The sequence below is a fragment of the Aquirufa nivalisilvae genome, from assembly GCF_003143535.1.
Classification (GTDB): Bacteria; Bacteroidota; Bacteroidia; order Cytophagales; family Spirosomataceae; genus Aquirufa; species Aquirufa nivalisilvae.
In genome coordinates this window covers 574,119-598,883 of record NZ_CP029346.1, presented here as the reverse complement: position 1 = coordinate 598,883, position 24,765 = coordinate 574,119, and the positions used below count along the sequence as shown (strand labels likewise).

Annotated in this window: 14 protein-coding genes; 4 read left to right on the top strand and 10 right to left on the bottom strand. The window is 38.6% G+C overall.

Features of this window, described 5'->3' with window-relative positions; all coding sequences use genetic code 11:
- Positions 1–4: 4 nt before the first annotated feature.
- From rodA to HME7025_RS02660, 3 genes are all read right to left on the bottom strand, one after another.
- Positions 5–1,294: a rod shape-determining protein RodA gene (gene rodA / locus HME7025_RS02670; protein ID WP_109322157.1), complete on the bottom strand. Its 1,290-nt coding sequence runs from the start codon at positions 1,292–1,294 to the stop codon at positions 5–7.
- On the bottom strand, positions 1,291–3,159 hold the full coding sequence (locus HME7025_RS02665) for a penicillin-binding transpeptidase domain-containing protein (protein WP_109322156.1): 1,869 nt from the start codon (positions 3,157–3,159) through the stop codon (positions 1,291–1,293). Before HME7025_RS02665 ends, rodA begins: the two co-directional genes overlap by 4 nt.
- 76 nt (positions 3,160–3,235) lie before the next feature.
- Positions 3,236–3,421 carry an AtpZ/AtpI family protein gene (locus tag HME7025_RS02660; protein WP_109322155.1) on the bottom strand — a complete coding sequence of 62 codons (186 nt, stop codon included), beginning with the start codon at positions 3,419–3,421 and terminating at the stop codon, positions 3,236–3,238.
- A 91-nt stretch (positions 3,422–3,512) separates the two neighbouring features.
- Here HME7025_RS02660 and porW point away from each other — a divergent pair, with 91 nt between their 5' ends.
- The 3 genes from porW to HME7025_RS02645 are packed head-to-tail and all read left to right on the top strand — an operon-like array spanning position 3,513 to position 9,421.
- On the top strand, positions 3,513–5,627 hold the full coding sequence (gene porW, locus HME7025_RS02655) for a type IX secretion system periplasmic lipoprotein PorW/SprE (protein ID WP_109322154.1): 2,115 nt from the start codon (positions 3,513–3,515) through the stop codon (positions 5,625–5,627).
- 1 nt (position 5,628) lies between these two features.
- The gene (locus HME7025_RS02650) at positions 5,629–7,941 is read left to right on the top strand and encodes a penicillin-binding protein 1A (protein WP_109322153.1); all 2,313 of its coding nucleotides are present in this window, start codon (positions 5,629–5,631) and stop codon (positions 7,939–7,941) included.
- Positions 7,931–9,421 carry an FG-GAP repeat domain-containing protein gene (locus HME7025_RS02645; RefSeq protein WP_109322152.1) on the top strand — a complete coding sequence of 497 codons (1,491 nt, stop codon included), beginning with the start codon at positions 7,931–7,933 and terminating at the stop codon, positions 9,419–9,421. The genes HME7025_RS02650 and HME7025_RS02645 overlap by 11 nt, the downstream gene beginning before the upstream one ends.
- Here HME7025_RS02645 and HME7025_RS02640 read toward each other — a convergent pair.
- The 3 genes from HME7025_RS02640 to HME7025_RS02630 all read right to left on the bottom strand — a co-directional run bounded on the left by HME7025_RS02640 (position 9,410) and on the right by HME7025_RS02630 (position 18,004).
- Positions 9,410–12,904, bottom strand: coding sequence for a VCBS repeat-containing protein (locus HME7025_RS02640; protein WP_109322151.1), 3,495 nt, complete (start codon positions 12,902–12,904; stop codon positions 9,410–9,412). The two genes, HME7025_RS02645 and HME7025_RS02640, sit on opposite strands and share 12 nt — an antisense overlap.
- Positions 12,905–12,976: 72 nt before the next feature.
- On the bottom strand, positions 12,977–14,734 hold the full coding sequence (locus tag HME7025_RS02635) for a RagB/SusD family nutrient uptake outer membrane protein (protein ID WP_109322150.1): 1,758 nt from the start codon (positions 14,732–14,734) through the stop codon (positions 12,977–12,979).
- Between the two features lie 30 nt (positions 14,735–14,764).
- On the bottom strand, positions 14,765–18,004 hold the full coding sequence (locus HME7025_RS02630) for a SusC/RagA family TonB-linked outer membrane protein (protein ID WP_109322149.1): 3,240 nt from the start codon (positions 18,002–18,004) through the stop codon (positions 14,765–14,767).
- A 523-nt stretch (positions 18,005–18,527) separates the two neighbouring features.
- Here HME7025_RS02630 and uvrC point away from each other — a divergent pair.
- Complete coding sequence (gene uvrC, locus HME7025_RS02625) at positions 18,528–20,336, top strand: excinuclease ABC subunit UvrC (protein ID WP_109322148.1); 1,809 nt, start codon at positions 18,528–18,530, stop codon at positions 20,334–20,336.
- Here the strand turns inward: uvrC and nuoK are convergent.
- Genes nuoK through HME7025_RS02605 form a run of 4 tightly spaced genes read right to left on the bottom strand, consistent with a single transcriptional unit; the run spans position 20,333 to position 24,663 of the window.
- Positions 20,333–20,638, bottom strand: coding sequence for an NADH-quinone oxidoreductase subunit NuoK (gene nuoK, locus HME7025_RS02620; protein WP_109322147.1), 306 nt, complete (start codon positions 20,636–20,638; stop codon positions 20,333–20,335). The two genes, uvrC and nuoK, sit on opposite strands and share 4 nt — an antisense overlap.
- Positions 20,631–21,152 (bottom strand): NADH-quinone oxidoreductase subunit J family protein, encoded by a 522-nt coding sequence (locus HME7025_RS02615; RefSeq protein ID WP_109322146.1) that lies wholly within the window; start codon positions 21,150–21,152, stop codon positions 20,631–20,633. The genes nuoK and HME7025_RS02615 overlap by 8 nt, the downstream gene beginning before the upstream one ends.
- The gene (locus HME7025_RS02610) at positions 21,149–22,240 is read right to left on the bottom strand and encodes a 4Fe-4S binding protein (RefSeq protein WP_109322145.1); all 1,092 of its coding nucleotides are present in this window, start codon (positions 22,238–22,240) and stop codon (positions 21,149–21,151) included. The genes HME7025_RS02615 and HME7025_RS02610 overlap by 4 nt, the downstream gene beginning before the upstream one ends.
- Before the next feature lie 2 nt (positions 22,241–22,242).
- Positions 22,243–24,663 (bottom strand): alpha-ketoacid dehydrogenase subunit alpha/beta, encoded by a 2,421-nt coding sequence (locus HME7025_RS02605; RefSeq protein ID WP_226998264.1) that lies wholly within the window; start codon positions 24,661–24,663, stop codon positions 22,243–22,245.
- Positions 24,664–24,765 lie beyond the last annotated feature (102 nt).

The window sequence follows — 24,765 nt, the reverse complement described above, 5'->3', positions numbered from 1 at the left end:
GTAATTAACGAGAAAGCATATCCGAACGATGCGAATCTAATTTTAGAAATATAAACAATAGTATGGTAAATGACCAAAGAGATGAGCCTCCATAACTAAAAAAAGGTAAAGGAATACCAATGATGGGCATTAAGCCAATGGTCATACCAATATTGACCAAAAAGTGGAAAAACAATATTCCAACAACTCCATATCCATAGGCTCGCGCAAATCGGGACCGCTGCTGATCAGCTAAATACATCAGCCGCCATAAAAACACCATAAACAAAATGATCACCACCAGCACACCAAAAAATCCTTGCTCCTCACCAATGGTACAAAAAATGAAGTCCGAACTTTGCGCTGGCACAAAATCAAATTTAGTTTGAGTCCCCTGAAGGTAACCCTTGCCCCAAAAACCTCCCGAACCAATAGCAATTTTGGATTGGGTTAGCTGATATCCCAAACCTCTAGGATCAAATGATGGGTCTATCAACACTTTTATTCGATTCCGCTGATGTTCTTTTAAGACCTTATTCACGGCAAAGTCAACCAAAAAAACCATGAACATAATCCCTACAATAAATAAGGCTGCTTTAATATAGGTTTGCTTTAAGCGTTGAATATATATGGGAGAAAGACCAATGATACCTCCAGCAATGACAATTAAAGAGGCTAAAATAGTCCAGGGACTCAGCAGCAAAGCTGACACAAAAATCGTCACTGACCCAATGAATAAACCGGGGTATTCTCCCGGCAAACCTTCCCGATAAAGTAAAATCAAAAAGGAGGCAAATACCAATGCTGAACCCGTTTCATTGGAGGCAATAATTAATATCATGGGCAATCCAATGATGGCTGCTGCAACCCATTGATTTTTCCATTTAGATAAATTCACTTGAGGTTCATTGATGTATTTAGCCAACAATAAAGCCGTCGCCGTCTTAGCAAATTCAGCAGGCTGAATAGTGATAAAACCAAATTTAAACCAAGAATGAGATCCATTTACAGTGACTCCTAAAAATGGCACTAGAATTAACAAACCAATAAAACTGGCATATATGATGGGAGCAAAGGCCTCAAAAAACCGAAAATCAATGGCAAAAATACAAATGATGAGAATCAAACTCGTACCAATCCAAATCAATTGTTTACCAGCATTGGAATCATAAAACGCAGCATCAAAAATCGAGATATGTGTCTCAGGATTATATACAGCTGAATAAATATTCATCCAGCCCGCTAACACAAATAATGCATAAAGGGATATGGTAATCCAATCAACTTTACTCACTAATTGGTTTTGATTACTCATTTTAACGTATCTTTTTTAGTTTTCTGAGGTCTAGGGCCTGTGACAGATAACACATTTGGAAGATAGCTTTTATTCATGAATTTCTCTTCCACCGCCTTTCTATCAACTTTACCTTTCAAATATTTCTCAATAATTAGCGATGCAATTGGTGCTGCCGCAAAACCACCAAAACCAGCATTTTCTACAAAAACAGCAATGGCAATTTTGGGATTATCCTTAGGAGCAAAAGCAATAAACACGGAGTGATCTTCGCCTTTGGCATTTTGTGACGTTCCCGTTTTTCCACACATCACAATATCCGGAATTTTACCGTCCCCCCCCACTGTTCCATGCAACACGGCATCTTTCATTCCTTCAATCACTACCCCAAAATGCTTGGCATCAATTCCAACAGAAACAGGCGTTTTATAAAATGGATCAACTACTTTATTATCTCCAATCGCCTTCACTAAATGCGGAGGGATGTACCAGCCACGATTGGCAATAATGGCAGCAACATTGGCCATTTTTAAAGGATTTACGACCAATTCTCCCTCACCGATACTCAAAGAATAAATATTGGAAAACTTCCAAGTATTTTCTCCCTTGTACACTCGATTGTAATATTCAACATTGGGCAAAATACCCTTTTTCTCATTTCCTAAGTCAACACCCAACTTCCTCCCAAACCCAAAATTAGCCACTAATTCTGACCACCGCTGCAAACCTTGAGCTGATCTCTCGTAGGTATTACCTTGAGTATCCTCATACAAAATTTTTCGAAATGCATGATAAAAATACGGGTTACAAGACCATTGAATGGCATTATGCAAATCATTGTGCGACGTATTATGTGAGTGGCATTTAACTGGAGCACCAGCATGCGTAAATACACTAGCGGGTGTGATGATACCTAATTGCAAACCTACCAAAGCTTGAATCAATTTAAAGGTAGAACCCGGTCGATAATACGCAGAAGGCGGACGATTCAACAATGGCTTCATGGGATCCAAAGCCAGATCTCGATAATATTTAGAAAAGTTTCGACCCGCCAATAAACTTGGATCATAGGAAGGTGCTGAAACCATGGTTAGGATTTCTCCCGTGGAAGGTTCAATGGCCACAACAGAACCTACTTTATGTTGCATTAAACTATCTGCATATTCCTGTAATCGGATATCAACTCCAGTATATAAATTTTTACCCGCAATAGGTTGGATGTCCAAACGCCCCTCTTTGAAATCTCCCTTTTCTACTCCATTACTATTAACCATTCGATACTTTACACCCCTTTGGCCTCGCAAATCTTCTTCATAAAAACTTTCTATCCCAGAAACTCCCACATAATCTCCCTGGCGATAATAATCGTCTTTTTGATTCTGCAAGGAATTGGGATTGATCTCTGCCACATAACCTAATGCGTTCGAAAAAGCCTTAGATTGATAAGTTCTGAAAGCTGTCGTAGTAAAGGTAAACCCAGGAAAATCAACCATGGCATCTTGAACTCGAGCAAAATCCTCTTTCGATAAATGCTTCAAAAACAGAAATGGCTTTACTCGAGAATAAGCTCTAGCTTGCTTACAAGTAGAATCAAAATATGCCCTGGTAATTCCAAAAAGCTGACAAAATTGTAAAGTATCTCGCACATGTGCTTTACGAGGAGTAATGTACAAATCGTACACGGGAGTATTATACACAATCAGTTTATGATGGCGATCATAGACTTCACCTCGAAAGGGAATTTGAATGATTTTACGGATGGCATTGTTATCTGCCGCCTTTTCGTAACTATCATCAATCACTTGAAGGAAAAATAACTTCCCCAAAAACACCAATCCAATGATGATAAAGAACAACAAAAGAATTTGTCTGCGACCCTCGAACACGGAAAATTTGAGTTAATATGGAAAATCTCAGCAATTTACAGAAATATATCGGCTTATAAATCGAGCTAATTCGCAATTATTTTGGCAAACTACGAATCAATCCCACCATGGAAATAACAATAGAGCCTAAAGAGAAAACGATGGTCAACCAAGGCTTTTCCATATGAAAATAAGCATCCAAATACCTCCCCAACCAAACACCCAATAAGATGGTCACCAACATTTGAAATGCCGCTCCAATGTATTTTTGGTAAGAGTTCATCCGTTTGAATTAAATTAATCGTAAAGCCACGCTAAATTTATCCCTTTTTCGTTGAGATAAATTGTAAATTTGAACAATTTTGGTTTCCTACATGATTAGACGATATTGGCTTCTTGGTTTATTAGCCCTTGTGAGTGCTTGTTCTCAACAAAGCACAAAGCCAGCTGCCGTTGCCTTTCATAACCTGAATGCCAAATATAATGCTATTTGGCAAGCTGACCGCTTGAAAAAATCCTTACAAAAGAAGTTTTGGGAAGAGCATAAGGAGGATTATAAATCAATGCTTCCCATCATACCTGCCATTGATTCCACCTTTGGCCAACAACATGCAACTGATATCGATTTAGTCATCAAGAAAGCTTCATTGGTGATTGACCGTCACCAAAATTCCCATTTTGTAGATGATGCCTACACACTGATAGGTTGGGGTCGCTACATCAAAAAAGATTATAAAAATGCGTTAGAGACTTTCAAATTTGTTAACTCCATTGACAATGACCCGCGTTCTCAAAGCACGTCTTTGATTCATCTATACCAAATTTATATCCATCAACATGATTTCACTTCCGCAGAAAAAGTAGGTGAATTCATTCAAAGCTTGGACCTTAGTCAAACGCAAAAAAATAATTATTTACTATCTAGGGCATATTACCACCAGAGTAAAAAAGAACTGATTCCGACCATTGCTCTCTTGGAAGAAATCATTCCTTCGCTTTCATCTGGGGAAGAAAAAGCTCGACTTTACTTTATTTTAGGTCAACTATTTGAGTCGCAAGGCAAAAACCAATTGGCTTTGGAAAGTTATGCCAAAGTAAAAAAATCAAAGGCTAGCTATGAATTACAATTCCATGCGACTTTAGCCGTACATCAGTTAAACAATGCGCCTGAAGAATTGGAAAAAATGATTCGGGAACCTAAGAATGAGGACCATGTCCCTGCCTTATACGCTGCCTTGGGAGAAATCTATTTTAAGAATAAGGAATTCGATAAAGCTAAAGAATATTGGACCAAAGGAGGTAAAAGTGGTAGCGACCGAGGAGAACTTTATTTACAGTTGGGAAATCTCTTTGCGAAACAATTAAAACGCTTTGATGATGCCGCCAAATACTATGATAGTGCTGCTACTTACATGAGTCCCAACCATGCAGCTTACGCAAGTACGCAGAAACTAAAAACAACATGGTCTACTTATTTACAATTAAGTAAAGCAGTTAGTCAAGAAGACTCTTTGTTGAAATTAAGCAACATGTCTCTAGCAGAATTAACTGACATGTACCAAAAGACACAAAAAAAACAACAGAGAAAAGCGGATTCCATATTGACTAAAAATATACCCGTACAAAACACGGTTATTTTTACTCGTAGACCTGCTAGTCCAGAACAACAAAGTTTTTACTTTAACAATGACCAAGCTAGGATTCAAGGTCAACAAGAATTTAGCAATAAATGGGGATTAAGAACTTTAGAAGATTTTTGGAATCGTAAGAATAAAAACAATAATCTGACGAATCGAATTGTAGATTTAACTCAAAATTCGAGTAATGCTTCGTCTGAAAACATAAAAGCTTCCAACGACATTCCAGTTTTAAGTGATTCCTTACAAATTTGGTTAAATACCATTCCAAAAAGTCCTGCCCAACTTTCTCAAGTGAAAAAACGGGAAGAAGATGCCTTATTTGAGCTTGGAAAATTTGTTCGACTTGAATTAGGAGAAAAAGAACAAGCCAGCATTTTATTAAAAAAATTATTGACGAATTACCCAGGTACTAGTCATGAAGCCGAGGCTCTATATCTGTTATATTTAAGTAGCGACAAAGATTCTCCCGCACAAAAAAACTATAGAAGCCAATTATTTGACCGCTTCCCTACGGCCTATTTCAAGCAATTGATTTTGAAAATTGAAAATGGAAGTTTAACAGAAACAAATGAGCTGGCGGCACAAAAAGCCTATGAGTTAGCCTATGGACAATTCAAAGCCAATAATTATTCCGAAGCTTCCCGACAATGCCAGCAAATTTTACAACAATTTCCGGGTAGTAACTTAGAAGATAAAGTCGTATTTTTAAAAGCGCTTTGTTATGGTGGGTTAAAAGAATTCACTAGCTACCAAGATAATTTAAAAAACTTCATTCTGGCTTTCCCGAAAAGCCCATTAACAACAGAGGCAGAAGCTTTATTGAAAGCCTATACCAAAAATAAAAACTAACATGTTCGAATTTGAAGAGGGAAAATATCTAAAACTGATTCGATTTACGTATAAATTTCTATTAGGCTCAACGCTGTTTATAGTCTTATTTATCACTGCCGTCAATTTCAATTTCCTTTGGTTATTTGGCGGAATGCCTAGTCTCTATGAATTAGAGAACCCAAAAAGTCAGGAAGCTTCCTTACTCATTTCAGAAGATGGACAAGAAATAGGTAAATACTTTAGGGAAAATCGTAATCCTGTGGAGTTTGAAGATCTGTCTCCTACCATTATCAACACCTTAATGGCCACTGAAGATGCCCGATTTACGACGCACTCGGGTATCGACATGCGCTCCATGATGCGTGTGGTTTTAAGTCTGGGGACATCTGGCGGTGGTAGTACCATTTCACAACAATTAGCCAAAAACTTATTCCATACCCGTTCTGTGGAGTTTGGGGAAGATGATCCACTTTACATGGGTCTACTCATGAAGATTGGAGGTTTAAAAACGGCCATTGCTAAAGTCAAGGAATGGATATTAGCCATCAAATTAGAAAGACGCTATACCAAACAAGAAATCATGGCGATGTACCTCAATGAGGTAAGCTTTGGCAATAATGCCTATGGTATACAAGTGGCTTGTCGGACCTATTTCCAAAAAGATGTAAAAACAGTTAGCTTACCAGAAGCCGCTACCCTAATTGGTTTACTCCAAAACCCATCATTATATGACCCGAGGATCAGACCTGAAAAGACCCTAGAAAGAAGAAATGTTGTGCTAGGGCAATTGGCCAAGTACGATTATGTCCTCGAAGATGAAGCGCGTACAATGATGGAAAATCCTTTGAACCTAAAGTTTAAGGTAGAAAATCAAAATACAGGCGCCGCACCCTATTTCAGAGAAAGCATTAGAAAGCAGATTTTATCAGTTATCAAAGAAATTAATGCCGATCGTCCAGAAGATCAGCAAATTAACTTGTATACTTCAGGATTACGCATCTATACCAGCATCGATTCACGCATGCAAAAATATGCCGAAGAGTCCATTCAGGAGCATATGAAAGCAGAACAAAGCTTATTCTATTCCCATTGGAAAGGTAGAAATCCTTGGGTGAACGAAGAAATGAAGGAAATTAAAGGTTTCCTAAAAGATGCTATGAAACGCACGGACCGTTACCGTGAGTTGATGGCTGCCTATAATAACGATGAATTTAAAGTTTGGGAAGAGCTCAATCGTAAAGTGAAAATGACAGTATTCTCATATCAAGGGGATATTGATACCACGATGAGCTCGATGGATTCACTGAACTACTACAAGCGTATATTGAATTGTGGTTTTATGGCTATGGACCCAACCAACGGCCACGTGAAGGCTTGGATTGGAGGAATCAACTATAAGTACTTTAAGTTTGATCACATTACCCAAAGTAAAAGACAACCGGGTTCAACTTTCAAGCCCTTTGTTTATGGTGCTGCCATTGAAAATGAGATTGCTACTCCATGCGATGAGTTAATTGATGAGCCTGTGACATTCGGAGAGGAAGATGGCTTAACCAATGGAACATGGACGCCTCAAAATTCCGATGGAAAATATAGCTATGAAAAGCTAAAATTAAGAAGAGCTATGGCCTTATCCATTAATACCATTTCTGCCAAATTAATGAAAGAAATGGGGCCTCAAAAAATAGCTGAATTTGCTCATAAAGCTGGAATTTCTAGTCCTTTATATGAAGGCCCATCCCTTTGCTTAGGAGCCTCTGAAGTTTCTGTATATGAACAAGTATCTGCCTACAGTACATTTGCTAATGGTGGAGAGCGAATTGAGCCTATCTTAATTTTAAAAATCACCGATAAAGTAGGTAATGTACTTCGTGAATTCTCTCCAACAGCTAAAGCTGCCATTAAACCTGAAACGGCCTATCTCATGACCTACATGTTACAAGGTGCCGTGCAAGAACCTGGTGGAACAGCAGAAGGATTAAAAAGAACGTCCATTGTAGCAGGAAATGAAATTGGTGCCAAAACTGGAACGACTTCCAACTTCTCTGATGGCTGGTTCATGGGTGTTACTCAGAAACTAGTGGCAGGTGTATGGGTTGGTGGAGATGACCGAAGCATACACTTTAGATCATTAGCGCTAGGCCAAGGTGCCAAAATGGCCATGCCAGCCTATGCCAAATTCATGGAAAAAGTTTATTCCGATCAAACATTAGCCATTGAAGGGTATCGAAAAATGCCTTTCCTTAAGCCTGAAAAATTTGTATTCGATTTCACTTGTAGTGGTAAAGTAGGCATAGATTCTACCGCTGTCCCAAATACCAATGTCCAATAACATGCGATTAATTGCCGCCTTATTTCTTTTCTCTTCTGCATTTATTTCTTGTCGACAAAGTACTGAAGAAAAAAGTGAAGCTCTAGCTAAAGAGACCTGTTCTTCCTGCCATAAATTTCCAGATCCTTCTTTATTGGATAAAAAAACTTGGAAAGAGGGAGTATTACCTGAAATGGGCTATCGACTTGGCATTGGAGACCGCTTCCAATTAATGACTCGAATATCAGAGGAGCAATACCAAAGTGCCTTAGCCATGGATATCTACCCACTAGATCCCAAAATCAGTGAAGAAGATTGGCAATCCATTATAGATTATTATGTCAAAAATGCCCCTGAGAAGCCGCTTCCGCAAAAACAAAGAAGTCCTATCAGTACCTCTACTCTGCATTTTAAAGAAGAGTCATATATTTCTAAAAAAGACCCGCTTGGAGTTGTTATTTCTCTTCGAATTCATCCCGATAAACCGGAAGTCTGGGCAGGAACCCGTAACCGTTCCTTATGGGTTTTAGATGCCAATAAACAGATAAAAAATACCATTGAAACACAGAGTCCTGTCGCTCTTACTCAAATTTTAGCAGGTAATCCCTACCTATTGGCCATTGGTAAAATGTATCCCAATGATGAGAAAATTGGAACCATGTATGGAATCAATCCACAAGGCAAAATGGAAGCTGTGATTGACTCATTAAAACGTCCAGTGGATGTTCAAATTAGTGATTTCAATAGTGATGGGGTACAGGACTTTGTGATTTGCGAATATGGTTTTGAACGTGGTCAATTAACCTGGATTGATGGCATGAATAAAAGTAAACATCTCTTAAAAGCACAAGCTGGTGCACGCAATGTGGTCATTAAAGATTATACAGGCGATGGAAAACCCGATTTGTTGGTATTAATGGCACAATCGCGTGAAGGTGTATCTTTATTTATCAATAAAGGCCAAGGTATTTTCGTAGAAAAACCCTTGCTTCAATTTGACTCAGTTTTTGGAAGCAGCTATATGGAAGTGGCTGATATGAACAAAGATGGATATGATGACATCATTGTTTCCAATGGAGATAACGCAGATTACTCTCGATCAAAAAAGGCTTTTCATGGAGTCCATGTATACTTAAACGATGGTAGAAACAACTTCAAAGAAGGCTATTTTTACCCTTCTTATGGTGCCTCTAAAACGGTAGCAAGAGACTTTGACCAAGACGGAGATTTAGATTTGGCAATGATTGCCTTCTTTGCAGAAAACGATAAAGGACGCAATGAAAACTTTCTATATTTTCAAAACCAAGGAAATATGACCTTCCAAGTCAGTAATTTAAATATTGGAAATGGAGGACATTACATCTGTATGGATGCGGGAGATGTAGATAAAGATGGAGACATCGACATCGTTTTAGGTAATTACCAATTCGGTGCAGTGAAACCAGGAACCAAATTGACTCCTGGACTTCAACTGACCTATTTCAAAAACTTAATTCGCTAAACTGGCTCCTTTCGGCACAAAACCCTGAGCAGAAGCACTTTGGCTCAAGTAAGAAGAACCATAACTCCAGTTTACTTTTTGTTTCTTACCCAAGAATTGGTAGGTAAAATCCTTTGCATCTTTTGTTAAAGGAACAAAACTTTTAACAGGCTTAAAGACGTGCATTGCTCCTCTATTTTGTAAAGCAATGAAACCTAACTGATCTTTACCCAAGCGAATACTAACCAATGATTTGGCATCACTTGGCACAAAAAGACCCGCATTCTGCTGATATTTAAACTTACCTTTTCCATCTCCCAATAAAACTCCCCCATTCGAGGCGTCGTATCTTCCTGTTGAAACTTCATTTCCAAAATTATTTCCAACAAATAATACATCTAGATATCCATCTTGATTGATATCAATCACTTGCATACCATTCATGGCTGAAACTTGGGCCATAGCTGGAAGCTCATGTACTGCAAATTTTCCTTTTCCTAAATTCTCGATGTAAACGGAGGCATTCTCGATAAAGGACAATTTAGATGATTTCTTCTCTTCTGCATCTGTAAATAGATTCTCCTGTTTGGCTTTACCAAAGTCTTTATAATACACATAACGTGCCCTTGTGGCATTCAACTGCTTATGAGTATCATCCTTACCAAACAAAGGATAAGATTCGTACAAACCTTTAGGACCTTGAAAATACACAAATGGAAATATATCATATACTCCATTTCCGTCTAGATCCCCATGGACAATTTCCACTGGCTGTTTGCTATTCGCACGTAAAATGGTGTTTTTACCCATATTCCCAGCAATGAAATCCATATCCCCATCTTGATCAAAATCCGCACTAGTGATAGATGCCCACAAGCCTGTATATTTCTCTAATCCAGTTTCACTCAATTTTTTCAATTTAGCCTTCTGGTTTTCAAATATTTGAATGGGTAAATACTCCCCAGCTAATACCAAATCCACCCATCCATCTTGATTCACATCTGACCAAATGGCATCACAAATTAATGACTCATTCAATAATTCAGGAGCCCAATTTGCCGTTTGATCAATAAATTTAATTTGACCAGGTTTAGAATCATTACGTAATAATCGAGAAACGGTACCTTTCGGATATTCAAATGGAACATTTCGTCCGCTAACAAATAAATCTAAGTCCCCATCCCGATCAAAGTCAATGGATCTCACGGCAGAGTTACTTTCTAAGAAAGTAGGCAATGCCTGAGTATCTAGGGTGAAATTTCCTTTACCATCATTCTTATATAGGACATCCTGAAAACTTGGTGAATTAGCCTTATCTTCGGCTCCCCCTCGAGTAATGTATAGATCTAAATCTCCATCACGATCAAAATCCGCGAGTAAAGAACCTAAATCTTCTCCCATCTTTTTGGGTTGGTCGATAGCGCCATCCAAAGTTTTAGATACAAATTTGCCATTGGCTTGTTGCAAATAGAATTGTCCTGAATAAAACTTAGCCCCTCCAACAAAAAAGTCTTCTAGTCCATCCCCATTAACATCTCCCACCGAACAGCCTGGCCCTAATTGAGATAGTTTAAAAGGAGTCAATATTTGAAAGTTAAAATCAACGAAATCGTATTCTTTATGTACATCCGTTACATTCAAACTGGCACTTATATCTTCTAATAGAGGTTTTTCTTGGTCAAACATCGATTGAATTGGCAATTTAGCATCCCCGATTTTGACAGTCAATACTTTATTTTTACCCGGATTTTTAATCACTTGCATCGAATCATTTGGCCAGAAAATCCGCATTTCTTTTATCGCGTATTTTGAACCTAGACCAATATGCGCTACAGTCTCTACACTCGATAGATACCCACGATAAGGTGTATTTTCATAATAAAAGCGAGAACCATCGGCAAAAACACCTTCAATTTTAGCCCCTATTCCCAACACATTTTTACCTTTTCCTTCAAACTTAACTCGTAAAAACTGTGCTTTTTCTTTGTCTTGATCAATCGTATTATTTTTATAGACAAATGCCTCGTCATTGATATTATTAACGACATAATCTAAATCACCATCATTGTCTAAGTCGCCATAAACAGCTCCATTGGAAAATGAGGCTACATTAATTCCCCAATTAGCACTAACATCATCAAATTTCAGGCCTCCCATATTTTTAAAGGCATAATTATTGATTTTAATGACTGGTAATTTTTCTAACATGATAGATTCTGATGTCAAACGTTTAGATTCCGCCTGATAAGACATGAAATCTCGGTCCGTAACATCCTTAGGAAATCCATTGGTGATCAATAAATCTCGGTAACCATCATTATCAAAATCAGCTAAAGATGGGCACCAGCTCCATTCTGTTTCAGCCACACCTGCCATCAAACCTATCTCTTGAAATGGATAAGGTTGACCGTTGGCTTGTTTCCCTGCATTCAATTGCAGAGTATTCCGCATATATTGGTAGGTATAACCATAGGTATCGCTATTCAAATATGTTTGATAATGATTTCCTGGAGCTAATTGCTTTTTACGGTCATTACTTTTAGGAAGCATATCCAAAGCAATTATATCAGCCAGTCCATCATTATTAATATCGGCCACATCATTACCCATGGCACTTAAACTGGTATGTTTAAAATAAACCTTAGATTGGTCTGTAAAAGTCCCATTTTGATTATTGATATATAAAATATCGTCAGATACATAATCATTCGTCACATAGATGTCTGGCCAATTATCTTGATTAATATCACAGATATTGATTCCCAAACCAAAACCTTCCAAGGTAATTCCAGCTTCTTTCGATACATTGGTAAAAACAGGGTGTTTCATTGTATCTGACCAATCATTTCGGTACAAACGATCCGTATTAGGATAAGAACCATCTGTAACTTTTGGACGGAAAAGTGATGGGAATTCGGTGATTTTATCCGTTAATACATATAAATCTAAATCTCCATCTTTATCATAATCAAAAAATGCCGCGTGTTGACTATGTCCAGAATCATTGATGCCATATTCTACGGCCATTTCTTTAAATGTAGGAATCCCATCTTTAATGCCTTGGTTAACAAAAAGCATATTTTCCCGGTCTTTGTCAGCATTTTTTAAGGTCACAGAAACATACACATCCAGCAATCCATCTCCATTGATATCAACCACACTTACACCCGCACACCAACGGTTCTTAGTATCTATTCCAGCTTTCTTAGATACGTCTTCAAACTTCATCTCTCCTTTATTGAGGTACAAAGTTCCATTGGCTTGATTGCCTGAAAAGAACAAATCCAATAAACCATCATTATTAAAATCACCCATTCCAACCCCACTTCCATTGTAGAGGTATTCATACTTCAAGATACTCAACGTGTCGTTTTCGACAATTTGATTGGAAAAATGAATGCCTGTTTGATCACTAGGCAGTAGTTCGAAGGTAGTTTTACTTTTACAAGAAATAATTCCTAAAAAAAGTACACTTAAATAAAGTAGTTGTCGAGAATTCATCATTTTATAATTGCTAGGCTAAAATTAAAAAAGGTGGGAACAAGTTCCCACCTTTTCAAGAATTAAATCAAACGATTAATAACCAGGATTTTGCTTCAATAAAGTAGATCCTTGGATATCAATTTGAGCTTGTGGGATAGGAAGATATTCCTTACCTGTAGTGAATTTAGCTCCACCAAACATAGTTACTAAAGTTTTACCTTCGTAATCTAAGTAAGCTTGTAATACTTTAGGTGCATCACCCCAACGAACTAAGTCGAAGAAACGGTGACCTTCTGTAGCTAATTCCAACATACGCTCCATTTTAAGTGCTTTCATTGCCTCATCTGCACTAGCAAATGCTGTATAAGGAGCAATGACGTAATTGGCTTCTAAAGCACCTGTTTTCAAGTTTTTCACAAAACTTGCAGGGTTAGCAGCACGATTACGAACTTGGTTGATATAACCTAAAGCAGTTGCTAAGCTTCCACCACCTTTGATTTCAGCTTCAGCAGCCATTAACAATACATCCGCATAACGAATGATGTTGTAGTTAAGAGTAGCATAACCACGTGTCCAACCAGAACCATCAGTCAATGTATTTTCCTGAGATTTGTAGTATACATATTTCTTAGGAGAATATGGACCTGCATAAGTTTGGTCACGAATCCAGTTTTTACCAGGGTGCTCGATCCAGTCTAAGTATTGAATACCACGGCGACCGATAGTGTGGTCAATACGTGGATCCAAAGGACCGTTATCTTCAGTAAATGGATCACTTGAAGCTACTTTATAGTCATGCTTTACTGCATTTTCAGGTGCATTATAAGCAGGAGCTCCATTCGTTTCAGTCAACAATGGTAAACCATCCTTAGTACGGTATGAGTTAGCCAAAGAGAATGAAGGCTGGAAGAATCCGCAGCAGTTACCTGGACCATCAGTACCCGTGTTATAAGGGTAGTTCAATACGTCGAAAGCATTCGAGTTAGTTACACTACCTGAATTCATAGAAGACTGAATTGCAAATACTGCTTCTTCGTTGTTATCATTCTCAGCATTGAATACATCTTGGAATCTTGGCACCAAGCCGTATTTCTTGCCATTGGTAGTTTTACCACTAGCTACAACTGTAGTGAAGATAGCTTTTGCTTCAGCAAATTTTCCTTGGTATAACAAAGACTTACCTAAGTAAGCACCTGCTGCCCATTTATTTGCACGACCAGCTGAAGACTGAGTTTCAGGTAGGTTGTCATATGCAAATTTGAAATCTGCGTCGATTTTACCCCAGATATCAGGAGAGTTTCCAACTTTCTCAATGCCTTTACCATAATCCATTGTTTCATCAACATATGGAACTGAGTTGAATAAACGCTTCAACTCAAAGTAAAAGTGAGCACGTAAGAAACGAGCTTCCGCAATGATACGCGTTTTATCTGCAGCAGAAAGAGCTTTAGAATCATTCGCTAAATTAATTGTCGCATTAGCACGCGCAATACCTTCGTATTTTGCTTGCCAAGTACCATTAATATCGCCAGAAACTGGAGATGACTCGTAACGTTGAATTGGGTTAATCGCTGTAAAGTCACCCGCATCGGTTCCTTTGTTGTTCTCTCCACCTAAGATTGAACCCCATAACCAGTTGTTAGATGCGGCTACTTGAGTAAAGTTTTTTGCTGCTAAAGCAGAGTAAGCTCCAATCAAAGTACCCTCAACACCTGCCTTAGAAGTTAATTGTGCCTGAGCCAATGAACCTGTAGGCAAAACCTCTAAAAACTGATCTTTACAAGCGAATGTCAAGGTAAATGCAGATGCACTTACTAAGGCTAATCGTTTTAAAATATGATATTTTTTCATTTTATTTTAATTTAAATTGGCTTTCGCGGATTAAAATGACAAGTTGATAGCAGCGTTGAATGAACGAGTAACTGGGTAGTTACCTACGTCAATACCAAAACTAGTATCGGCTGCACCACCTACACCAGGATCTAAACCTTTGTATTTAGTGAAAGTCAACAAGTTATTAGCAGAAAGAGTCAACTTCGCACGCTTAATACCAAGTTTAGAAGAAAATTTCGATGGAATGTTATATCCCAAAGAGATATTTTGGAAACGGATATAATCTCCATCTTCAACATACCACGAGTTCTCTGCACCACTGGTAGAAATATTAGATGCTGATTCCCAGATTGGAGCCTCTGCACTATTTCCTAAAGCTGGAGTCCAAGATTGCTTAGCGCGCTCTCCTTTACCTGAACCTTCAAATGTTCCGAAGAAATCAGTAAACCATTTAGATTGGTTCCAGATTTTGTTACCTGCAGAAGCATAAACATACATGTTCAATTCAAATGCACGGTAAGTTAAACCTACATTAACACCTCCTGTATAAGTTGGTACTGGAGAACCTAAATAAGTACGATCCTCTGGAGTGATTTTACCATCACCATTCATATCAGCATAACGGAAACGACCAACACCTGCACCAGATTGAGAAGGAGCACTTGTCACCTCAGCAGCTGAATTGAAGTATCCGATTACTTTATAACCATAGAATGAAGACAATGAACGTCCAATTTCCATACGAATAGGAGTAATACCACGGAATGCACCACCAGTTAAGTTAGTAATTCCTGGAGCAAACGCTACGATTTCGTTTTTCAAGAATGAGTTATTGATTGTCAACTCATATTTCAACTCATTCGTAATGTTACCACGATTGATCACCTGGAAGTCGATACCTTCGTTACGCATTTTGGCTACGTTAACAGATGGAGCTGATGCGTTAGTTCCAACAACCGCAGGAAGTGGTACGTTGAATAACAAATCACGCGTATCTTTTCTCCATAAGTCAAATACAACTTCCCACTTACCATTTAAGAAAGTAGCATCAAAACCAATGTTCGTTGTTTCTGAAGTTTCCCACTTAGCAGCAGAGTTACCAATACGTGAACGGAAATAACCTTCGTTAGCTCCTGAACTCTGACCATCGATTGGATAGTAAGAGATATCACGTCTAGCACCGTATAAAGAGTACTGATTTGCAGGATCTACGTTATTTGAGTTACCCATTTCACCCCAACCTCCACGAATTTTCAAATCCGTGATTGCAGGAAGATCCTTCATGAATTCTTCTGAAGTCACACGCCAAGCTGCAGAGAATGCAGGGAACACACCATAACGGTTTTGAGCTCCGAAACGAGATGAACCATCACGACGAACAACTGCTGTTACATAATACTTCTCGTTGAAGTTATAATCAGCTTTACCGAATAGTGAGTAGAAGTTAACACCACTGAATAAGTTAGAACTAACTACTGGCGACTGAACTGCGTTCAAAGTAACAAAGTCTAAGTCCATCGAGAATGGGTTAATACCTGAACCTGAAATACTACGACCACGGCCAGTATTCAACGACTCTAAACCAGCCAAAGCTTTGATACCGTGCTTTCTCCACTGATATTTGTAAGCTACTGTATTAGAGAATACCCATGCAAATGAATAACCTGAACCTTCAGAAAAACTGTCAGAAGCTTCTGGCTCTGAGTCTCCTAAGTACTTGTAGTTATAGTTAACAAAATAAGAGTTGTTGTATTGACCTCCAATACTTGATTTGATTACTAAATCCTTGATTGGCTCAACCTCAACATAAACGTTACCTACTGCGTTAGCATTGTAGTTTTGGTCATTAATTTGGTTAGTCATCAATGAACGAACTGGGTTACGTGGGTTGTTGAAACCTGCTGCTTTAGTAGAAGCAAAGCTACCAAAATCATCATAAACAGGAATAACTGTTGGCATACGGTAAGCAGATAAAATTACTGACTCATCACCAGCAATACCTAAACCACCATTACCACCTGATTGACCTCTCACTGAACGGTAAGTGAACTGTAAGTTTTCTCCAATTCTAACATGCTTTCCTAAGTCAAACTCTGAGTTGAAACGAGCTGAATAACGACGGAAATCATTCTCCAACAAGATACCTTGTTGCTCTTGAGCTGATAAACCGATGTAAAAACGACCATTGTCTGTTCCACCGCTGAATCCTAAAGAGTGACGTTGAGTACTACCAAAACGAGTAATCTCATCATACCAGTTAGTGCCAGCCAAATTTGGACGAATTGCAAATGTAGTCAATGGGCTAGCAGCATAAGCAGCTTGTGCAGCAGCCATATCTACAGCACCTCTAACTCCATTTTGTCCATTAAAGTGCAAATATGTAGGTAAAGTAGCTTGTGCTGATGTACCGTATTGCGGGTGAGAATAAGAAACTGCCGTTCCGTTAGCAGCCGCATTGTTACGGTATGCTACGTGAGTCCAATCAGCTTGCTCCTGTGGAGTTAACATTTTTGGAGCTCCTCCTACGTTAGGATCTGTACCACCGTACAATCCATCATAAGTAATTTGCAAAGGTTTTTTTCCTTTATGACCACGCTTAGTAGTATAAACGATTACACCATTAGCAGCACGAGCTCCATAGATAGAAGCTGCAGCCGCATCTTTCAAAACTGTAGTACTTTCAATATCATCTGGTGATAAGAAATCCGTAGATCCTACGGGTACTCCATCAACAATGTACAATGGTTCGTTACCACCGAATGCACCAAAACCACGTACACGAATGATACTGTTAGTTCCTGGCTGACCATTTGTAATCAATGTAACACCGGCTACACGACCTTGTAATTGTTGTTCAACGTTTCCTGAAGGGGCAATTTGTAAATCTTTTGCTTTAACAATAGATGCTGCAGCAGTGGATTCTTTTTTGTTGGTTACTGAATAACCTGTTACGATAACTTCGCTCAATTGGCTTACATCTTCATCTAATGTAACCGAAATAGAGGCTTGTGAACCTACAGTAACTTCTTTTGTTTTGTAACCTACTGCAGAAATGGATATTACTGCGTTTCCAGATTTAACTGAAACCGAGAATGCACCATTCACATCAGTAGTGGTTCCTGTATTGGTTCCTTTTACCAATATACTCACGCCCGGGATACCTTGTAAATCAGTACCAACCACTTTACCCGAAACCTTACGGTCTTGAGCAAATGACGCAAAGCTCCCAAGCACCATAATGGCAAGCAATAAGAAGCTTTTGAAAATTTGATAATAATTGTGTTTCATAAGTAATAGTTGATTAATTATTTATTTAAAATTATGCGTTTGAATAATCGCCATTTTTTAAACCATCAGACCTCCTTTCATTTTAAAGTATTTAAACAATTTGTAGAACTGGGACATATTCTTTAAAAAATACCAGAAGTCAGAATTCAAATGCATGCCATTTGCCTTTACTTTAGATATAATTCTTCTAAGAACTCAACTATCCTACACTGTCCTATGGTGCAGGTTACTCCCAAATATGTATAATTCAATACTTATCTGCAAATATTAAATGCAATTTTTTAGTGGTAAAGTATTGTTTATGGGTATACGGTCTAAAAAGGCATTATATTATATTGTAATGATACAATAGTACTGTATTAAGATTCCATTATATTATAGTTATGAGTTAATGGTATAAGTACCTTAACTTTTGTAGCAAAAAAATAAACTAAAAAAGCAAATAAATGTTCAAGAAAAAACAATAGTTCTTAGAAAAATCCAATTAAGTCAATATTCAAAATGAATTTGCTAAATTTGACCAATGAATAGCTTCGACCCAAAAAGCATTTTGCCTACACTTCCAGAAGAACCTGGTGTATATCGGTATTTTGATGTACATGATACCATCATCTACATAGGGAAAGCCAAAAACCTTAAAAATAGAATTAGTAGCTATTTCGTCAATCCTAAAAACCACGATACAAAAACGAGAAGGCTAGTCCAACAGATCTGCCGATTAGAATTCACCATCGTTCACTCTGAATTTGACGCCCTTCTATTAGAAAACACCCTAATCAAGCAATTTCAACCTAAATACAATATTCTATTACGGGATGATAAAACCTATCCCTTTATTTGCTTGAGCCATGAACGTTTCCCCCGCCTATTAACTGCCAGGAGAATCGATCATAAAATGGGTACCTATTATGGTCCATTTGCCAACCCCAAATCCATGAATGCCTTATTGGAAATGTTGCATCAACTCTTTCCTCTCAGGACATGTTCTTTGACTTTAAAACAAAGTGCCATTGATTACGGGAAATTTAAAGTATGTCTAGAATACCACATTGGTAATTGTAAAGGACCTTGCGAAAATTTGCAAAGCGAAGAAGACTATTTACAATACATTGAACAAATCTCTCAAATTCTAAAAGGTCACTACCAAAAACCTAAGCAGTTTTTTGTAGAGAAAATGCAAGCTGCCGCAGAAAAATTGGCCTTCGAACAAGCTCAAGAATGGAAAGAAAAATGGCAACTGCTCGAAAATTTCCAAGCTAAATCGACCGTGGTTAATCCTGCCATTCATGATGTCGACGTATTTTCCATTGTTTCAGATGAACAACTTTCGTACATCAATTTCATGAAAGTAACTAATGGAACCATCACGCAGTCGCAAACTTGGGAAGTAAAGAAAAAATTAAACGAAGAAGAGGCCGATGTCCTGACCATGTTAATCTGGGAAAAACGAGATGAATTCCATAGCAGTGCCAAAGAAATCATTTCTAACATTCCCATGGCTATTGAATTCCAAGGAGTTAAAAATACACTTCCTCAAATGGGAGACAAAAGAAAGTTGCTCGACATGTCATTAAAAAATGTCTTGTACTTTAGGAAAGAAAAAGCTGACCGAAAAGCCGCGGAAGAAAGTGGAGGAGACCGAAAAATGCGTATCCTTCTAACACTCAAAAATGATCTTCATCTAAGTAAATTACCTCAGAGAATTGAATGCTTCGATAACTCCAATCTTCAAGGCACCAATCCCGTCTCAGCCATGGTCTGCTTTTTGCAAGGTGTGCCTGCCAAAAAAGAATACCGTCTCTTCACACCTAAAACCGTAGAAGGACCTAACGACTTCGCTACAATGACAGAGGTCGTTGGCCGAAGGTATTCCCGCTTATTGGAAGAAGAAGCGGAACTGCCAGACCTAATAATTATTGATGGAGGAAAAGGCCAGTTGAGTGCTGCTTGTGATGCGCTAAAAGCTATTGGAATATATGGACAGATTCCCATCATTGGCATAGCAAAGAGATTAGAAGAAATCTATTTCCCAGAAGACAGCCTTCCTTTATACATCGACAAAAAATCCGAATCACTTAAACTTATTCAGCAGCTACGTGATGAGGCTCACCGATTTGGCATTACTGCTCATCGAAATAAACGCAGCAAAAATTTTATCGTGAGCCAATTAGAAGAACTAGATGGAATCGGAAAATTGACCGCCCAAAAACTTTTGAAAAAATTTGGCACGATAAAAAATATCGATGAGGCTCCTATGGAAGAATTAGAAAAAGTATTGGGAAAAATGAAGGCCTTAAGCCTCAAAAATCAAATCAAAAATTGGGTTGATTAAAATCTGGATTTTTCTGCTCCTAAATCAATGTTCTTGAATTGACGATAAACTTGTAAAATGATAGCCAGTGCTATAGTCATTTCACATACACCAATCACCAAAACAAATACTGAAAAGACCATTCCTTGCATCTGATCATCTTGTCTTGAAAAAGCAATCAAATTTAAATTAGCAGCATTCAGCATCAATTCGATTCCCATCAAAACAAATATCATATTACGCTTAAGCAACATGATTCCTAAACCTAACGAAAACAGTAAGGCACTGACAATCAAAAAATAGCTTAAAGGAATATCATTCATGGTGTTTCGCTATATAAGTTGCCCCCACTAGTGCTATCAAAAGAAATACTCCCGACAATTCAAATGCAAAGGAATATTCGGTCAATAATGCCAAACCTAAATGTGTCAATTTTGATGAACGCTGTATCTCTCCCGAAGCTATACTAAAAGATGACATGGACCTAGTTAAGATCCCAATTAAACCGAGGAAGATAGACAGACTAATAGATAATGCCCAAAATCTCCCTGATTGTTTTGTCCATAAATCATTTTGAGTCTCGGATACATTGGCTCTAGGGTTTTGTGTTAACATAATACCAAAGAGAATTAAGATCAACACCCCTCCTACGTAAATGAGTAAATGAGCTACTGCCATCACATCGGCATATGCCATCACATATAAACCTGCCAAGCCTAACATACACATAAACATGGCTAAAGCAGCATGCAATAGATTTTTTGTCCATACCATAGCCAAAGCACTTGCGCTAGTCAATCCTGCCAATACCAAAAAAGAGGCTATCATTGGATTCATGATTCTGTGGTTGGAGGCTTTGGTTTAAAACTTGGTTTAAATACAGGCTTAGCCGCTGGTTTTACTTCTTCTTCCTTAGGCTCTTCCGCACTTGCTTCTGCCTTTGGTTTAAAGCTAGGCTTGAAAGCTGGTTTAGCCACTGGTTTTACTTCTTCCTTAGACTCCTCCGCATTAGCTTCTGCCTTTGGTTTAAAGCTAGGTTTGAAAGCAGGTTTAGCCACTGGTTTTATTTCTTCTTCCTTGGGCTCCTCCGCACTTACATCTGTCTTAGGTTTAAAGCTTGGTTTGAAAGCAGGTTTAGCCACTGGTTTTACTTCTTCTTCCTTGGGCTCCTCCGCACTTACTTCTGTCTTAGGTTTAAAGCTTGGTTTGAAAGCAGGTTTAGCCACTGGTTTTACTTCTTCTTCCTTGGGCTCCTCCGCACTTACTTCTGTCTTAGGTTTAAAGCTTGGTTTGAATGCTGGCTTAGCAGCTGGTTTCACTTCCTCTGTTTTTAGTTCCCCTTGGCTAGCTGCTTGTTTCATGGCTTCTTTCTCTGCCACAAACTGCTCATATAACTGTTTCTTTTCTGCTGCTTGCTCAGGACTTAGATTAGCAAAAGAAAAATTGTGTTCTTTGACATCAAATACCGAAAAATCATATTCTGATGTCATGGTTAAGCATTCGGTCGGACAAACTGTGGTGCAAAGCCCACAAAAACAGCATTTCGACATATCAATATCGAATTTAGCTGCATACAAACGTATCGGGGAGCCATCTGAGGTATATCCAACCAAACCCGTAGCTTTGATAGGTTCAATCTCAATGCAATCCACGGGACAGACCTTCACGCATTTATCACAGACAATACAATCGTCCATTTCATTATGCAACTGATATCGTCCATTGACAGGTGCTGGAATTTCTTGATGTGGGTATTGTAAGGTAAAAACACCGTCGTTCGACTTAAAATAATCTGGGTCTTGGACGTTCTGAATTGTTCTTTGTTTCCTTGCATTCCACGCATGCTTCCAAGTTAAAGCCAAGCCCTTCCGCGTACTTGTGATAGCGGATTTAATGTTTTGGAAATAAAGAGCGATAGCCGACATGATTAGAAATAGATTGCGGGGAAAAGTCCAGGGTCAGACTCTCTCATCATTTCATATATGGTATCTACCACATTCTCGACATTGGGCTTCGAGAAATAATCCCCATCCGAACTGTAAGCCGGACGATGAGGTGGTGCTGCTAAACAACGAGCTGGTGTGTCTAACCATGCAAAAGCGCCTTGTTTGTCTAAAACTTCTTGCATCATGTATGCCGTAGTTCCTCCAGGCATATCTTCATCTGCAAAAAGCACCCGATGTGTCTTTTGAATCGAAGCTGCAATACTTTGAGTTCGGTCAAATGGCAACAACGTCTGAACATCAATCACCTCGACAGATATACCCATTGTAGCTAAGGTTTCTGATGCTTCCATCACAATGCGGCACATAGATCCATAAGTGACAATCGTAATATCTGTACCTTCACTCAGAACTTCTGGCATTCCCAAGGGAACAGTAATTTCATCTAAATTTTCTGGTAAAGCTTCTTTCAAGCGGTACCCATTTAAGCATTCCACTACTATACCTGGGTCATCTCCTTTTAGTAGGGTTCTATACATACCCGCTGCCTGAGTCATGTTTCTTGGAACACAGAAATGAATTCCTCGTAATCCATTAATCAAGACTGCCATGGGACTTCCTGAATGCCAAATCCCTTCTAATCGATGCCCACGTGTTCGTAAAATCATTGGCGCCTTTTGTCCTCCAGCCGTTCGGTAATGTAAGCATGCCAAATCATCCGCCAAGACAGGGAATGGATAAAAGATATAATCCAAATATTGTATTTCAACAATTGGTCGCAAACCTCGCATGGATGCTCCAATACCTTGACCTACAATACTAATCTCCCGAATTCCTGTATCCGTGATTTTCAAATCTCCGAATACTTCTTGCAGGCCTGCTAATGTTTGATTAACATCCCCAATTTTACCAACGTCCTCTCCTAAAATAAACACCTTAGGATCTTCTAAAAAATGAGCAAAGCTCTTATTTAAAATCTCACGGCCATCAACAAAAGTAGCCTCTTTGGGATAAATCGGTTTTACCGGATTTACTAACAAAGGGGAATGCTGAGATTGACTAATTTGATGTGAACTGAATCTCCGACGATTTCTTTCTTCTAATTCACTTAGCCACTTTCTCAATAATTTAACTGCAGGTCCTTGGTACACTCGAAATGCTCTCAAAGTCTTTCTACCTGCTCGAACTAAATCACTAAATATGGGATAAGGTAGCTGTTTTAACTCTTCCAAAATAGGGGATAATAGATTCCCTTCATTGGTAGATTCCATTAAATTTTGTGCTACTCTTAAAAATGCTTTCTTATCTGGTTCGATAGAAGCCATATAAGCCGCAAAAGCTTCCTTCTGGTACTTCCTTGCTTCTAAAACTGCTGCTTCTTCTATTTCTCTTAAAGCCTCCTCATTGGCAAACCCTTGATCCAAGACCCATTGACGAAACAAAACGTTACAGTCCACATCATGTTCCCAAGCCAATCGCTCGGCAGATTTGTATCGTTCATGAGAACCGGAGGCCGAGTGACCTTGTGGCTGTGTACACTCAATCACATGTACTAAACATGGAACAAATTCTTCACGTGCCAATTTAGCTGCCTTTTGGTAAGCCTGAATCAAACCTGGATAATCCCAAGCTCTCACTTGAATGATCTCCAATCCTTTTTCTTTTTCGTTCCTTTGAAAGCCAGCTAAAACTTTGGATATGGACGACTTGGTGGTTTGATATTCAATAGGTACTGAAATACCATATCCATCATCCCAAACGGAAAAGACTATTGGAATTTGCAAAACTCCAGCCGCATTAATACACTCAAAAAACATTCCTTCGGAGGTAGATGCATCTCCGATGGTCGTATAACATACTTCTTTCCCATCCTTAGAAAAAAGTGCTTTAAAAGGTGCTAAATCTTCCCTAAACTGATACATTTTGGAAGCATAAGCGATGCCCAATGATCGAGGGATTTGCATGGCAGTAGAGGAAACTCCTGCCACAGAATTGTATTGATTGGTTTGATCCAACCATTCTCCTTGATCATCCAACCAACGTGTAGCATGGTGATTATTCATTTGTCGACCAGCCGAATGAGGATCGAATTGTCGATCTGGATGACCATACAGTTGAGCAAAATATTGAGGCCAAGTTAAGTCCCCAATCGCCACTCCAATGGTTTGATCCCGATAATAACCTGAAATATAATCACCCAGTCGCATGGAACGCGCAAGGGCTATTTGGCACAATTCTTTACCATCGCCATAGATACCAAATTTAGCTCGACCAGAAAAAACTTCTTTACGAACCAGAAGGCTACATTGCCTGCTGATGACTGCCAAACGGTAATCTTCCAACACTTTGTCTGGATTGAATTCAATCTCAACACGTGAAAATTGGGTTGGCTTTGGTAGAATCAAAGGAGATTTGTTAAAATTTACGAGGTAAAAATACGATAAAATAATCGTGAGCCAAATACTGAGTCCTTCAATTCTTCGATAAAAAATAAGCAAATTCTTTTG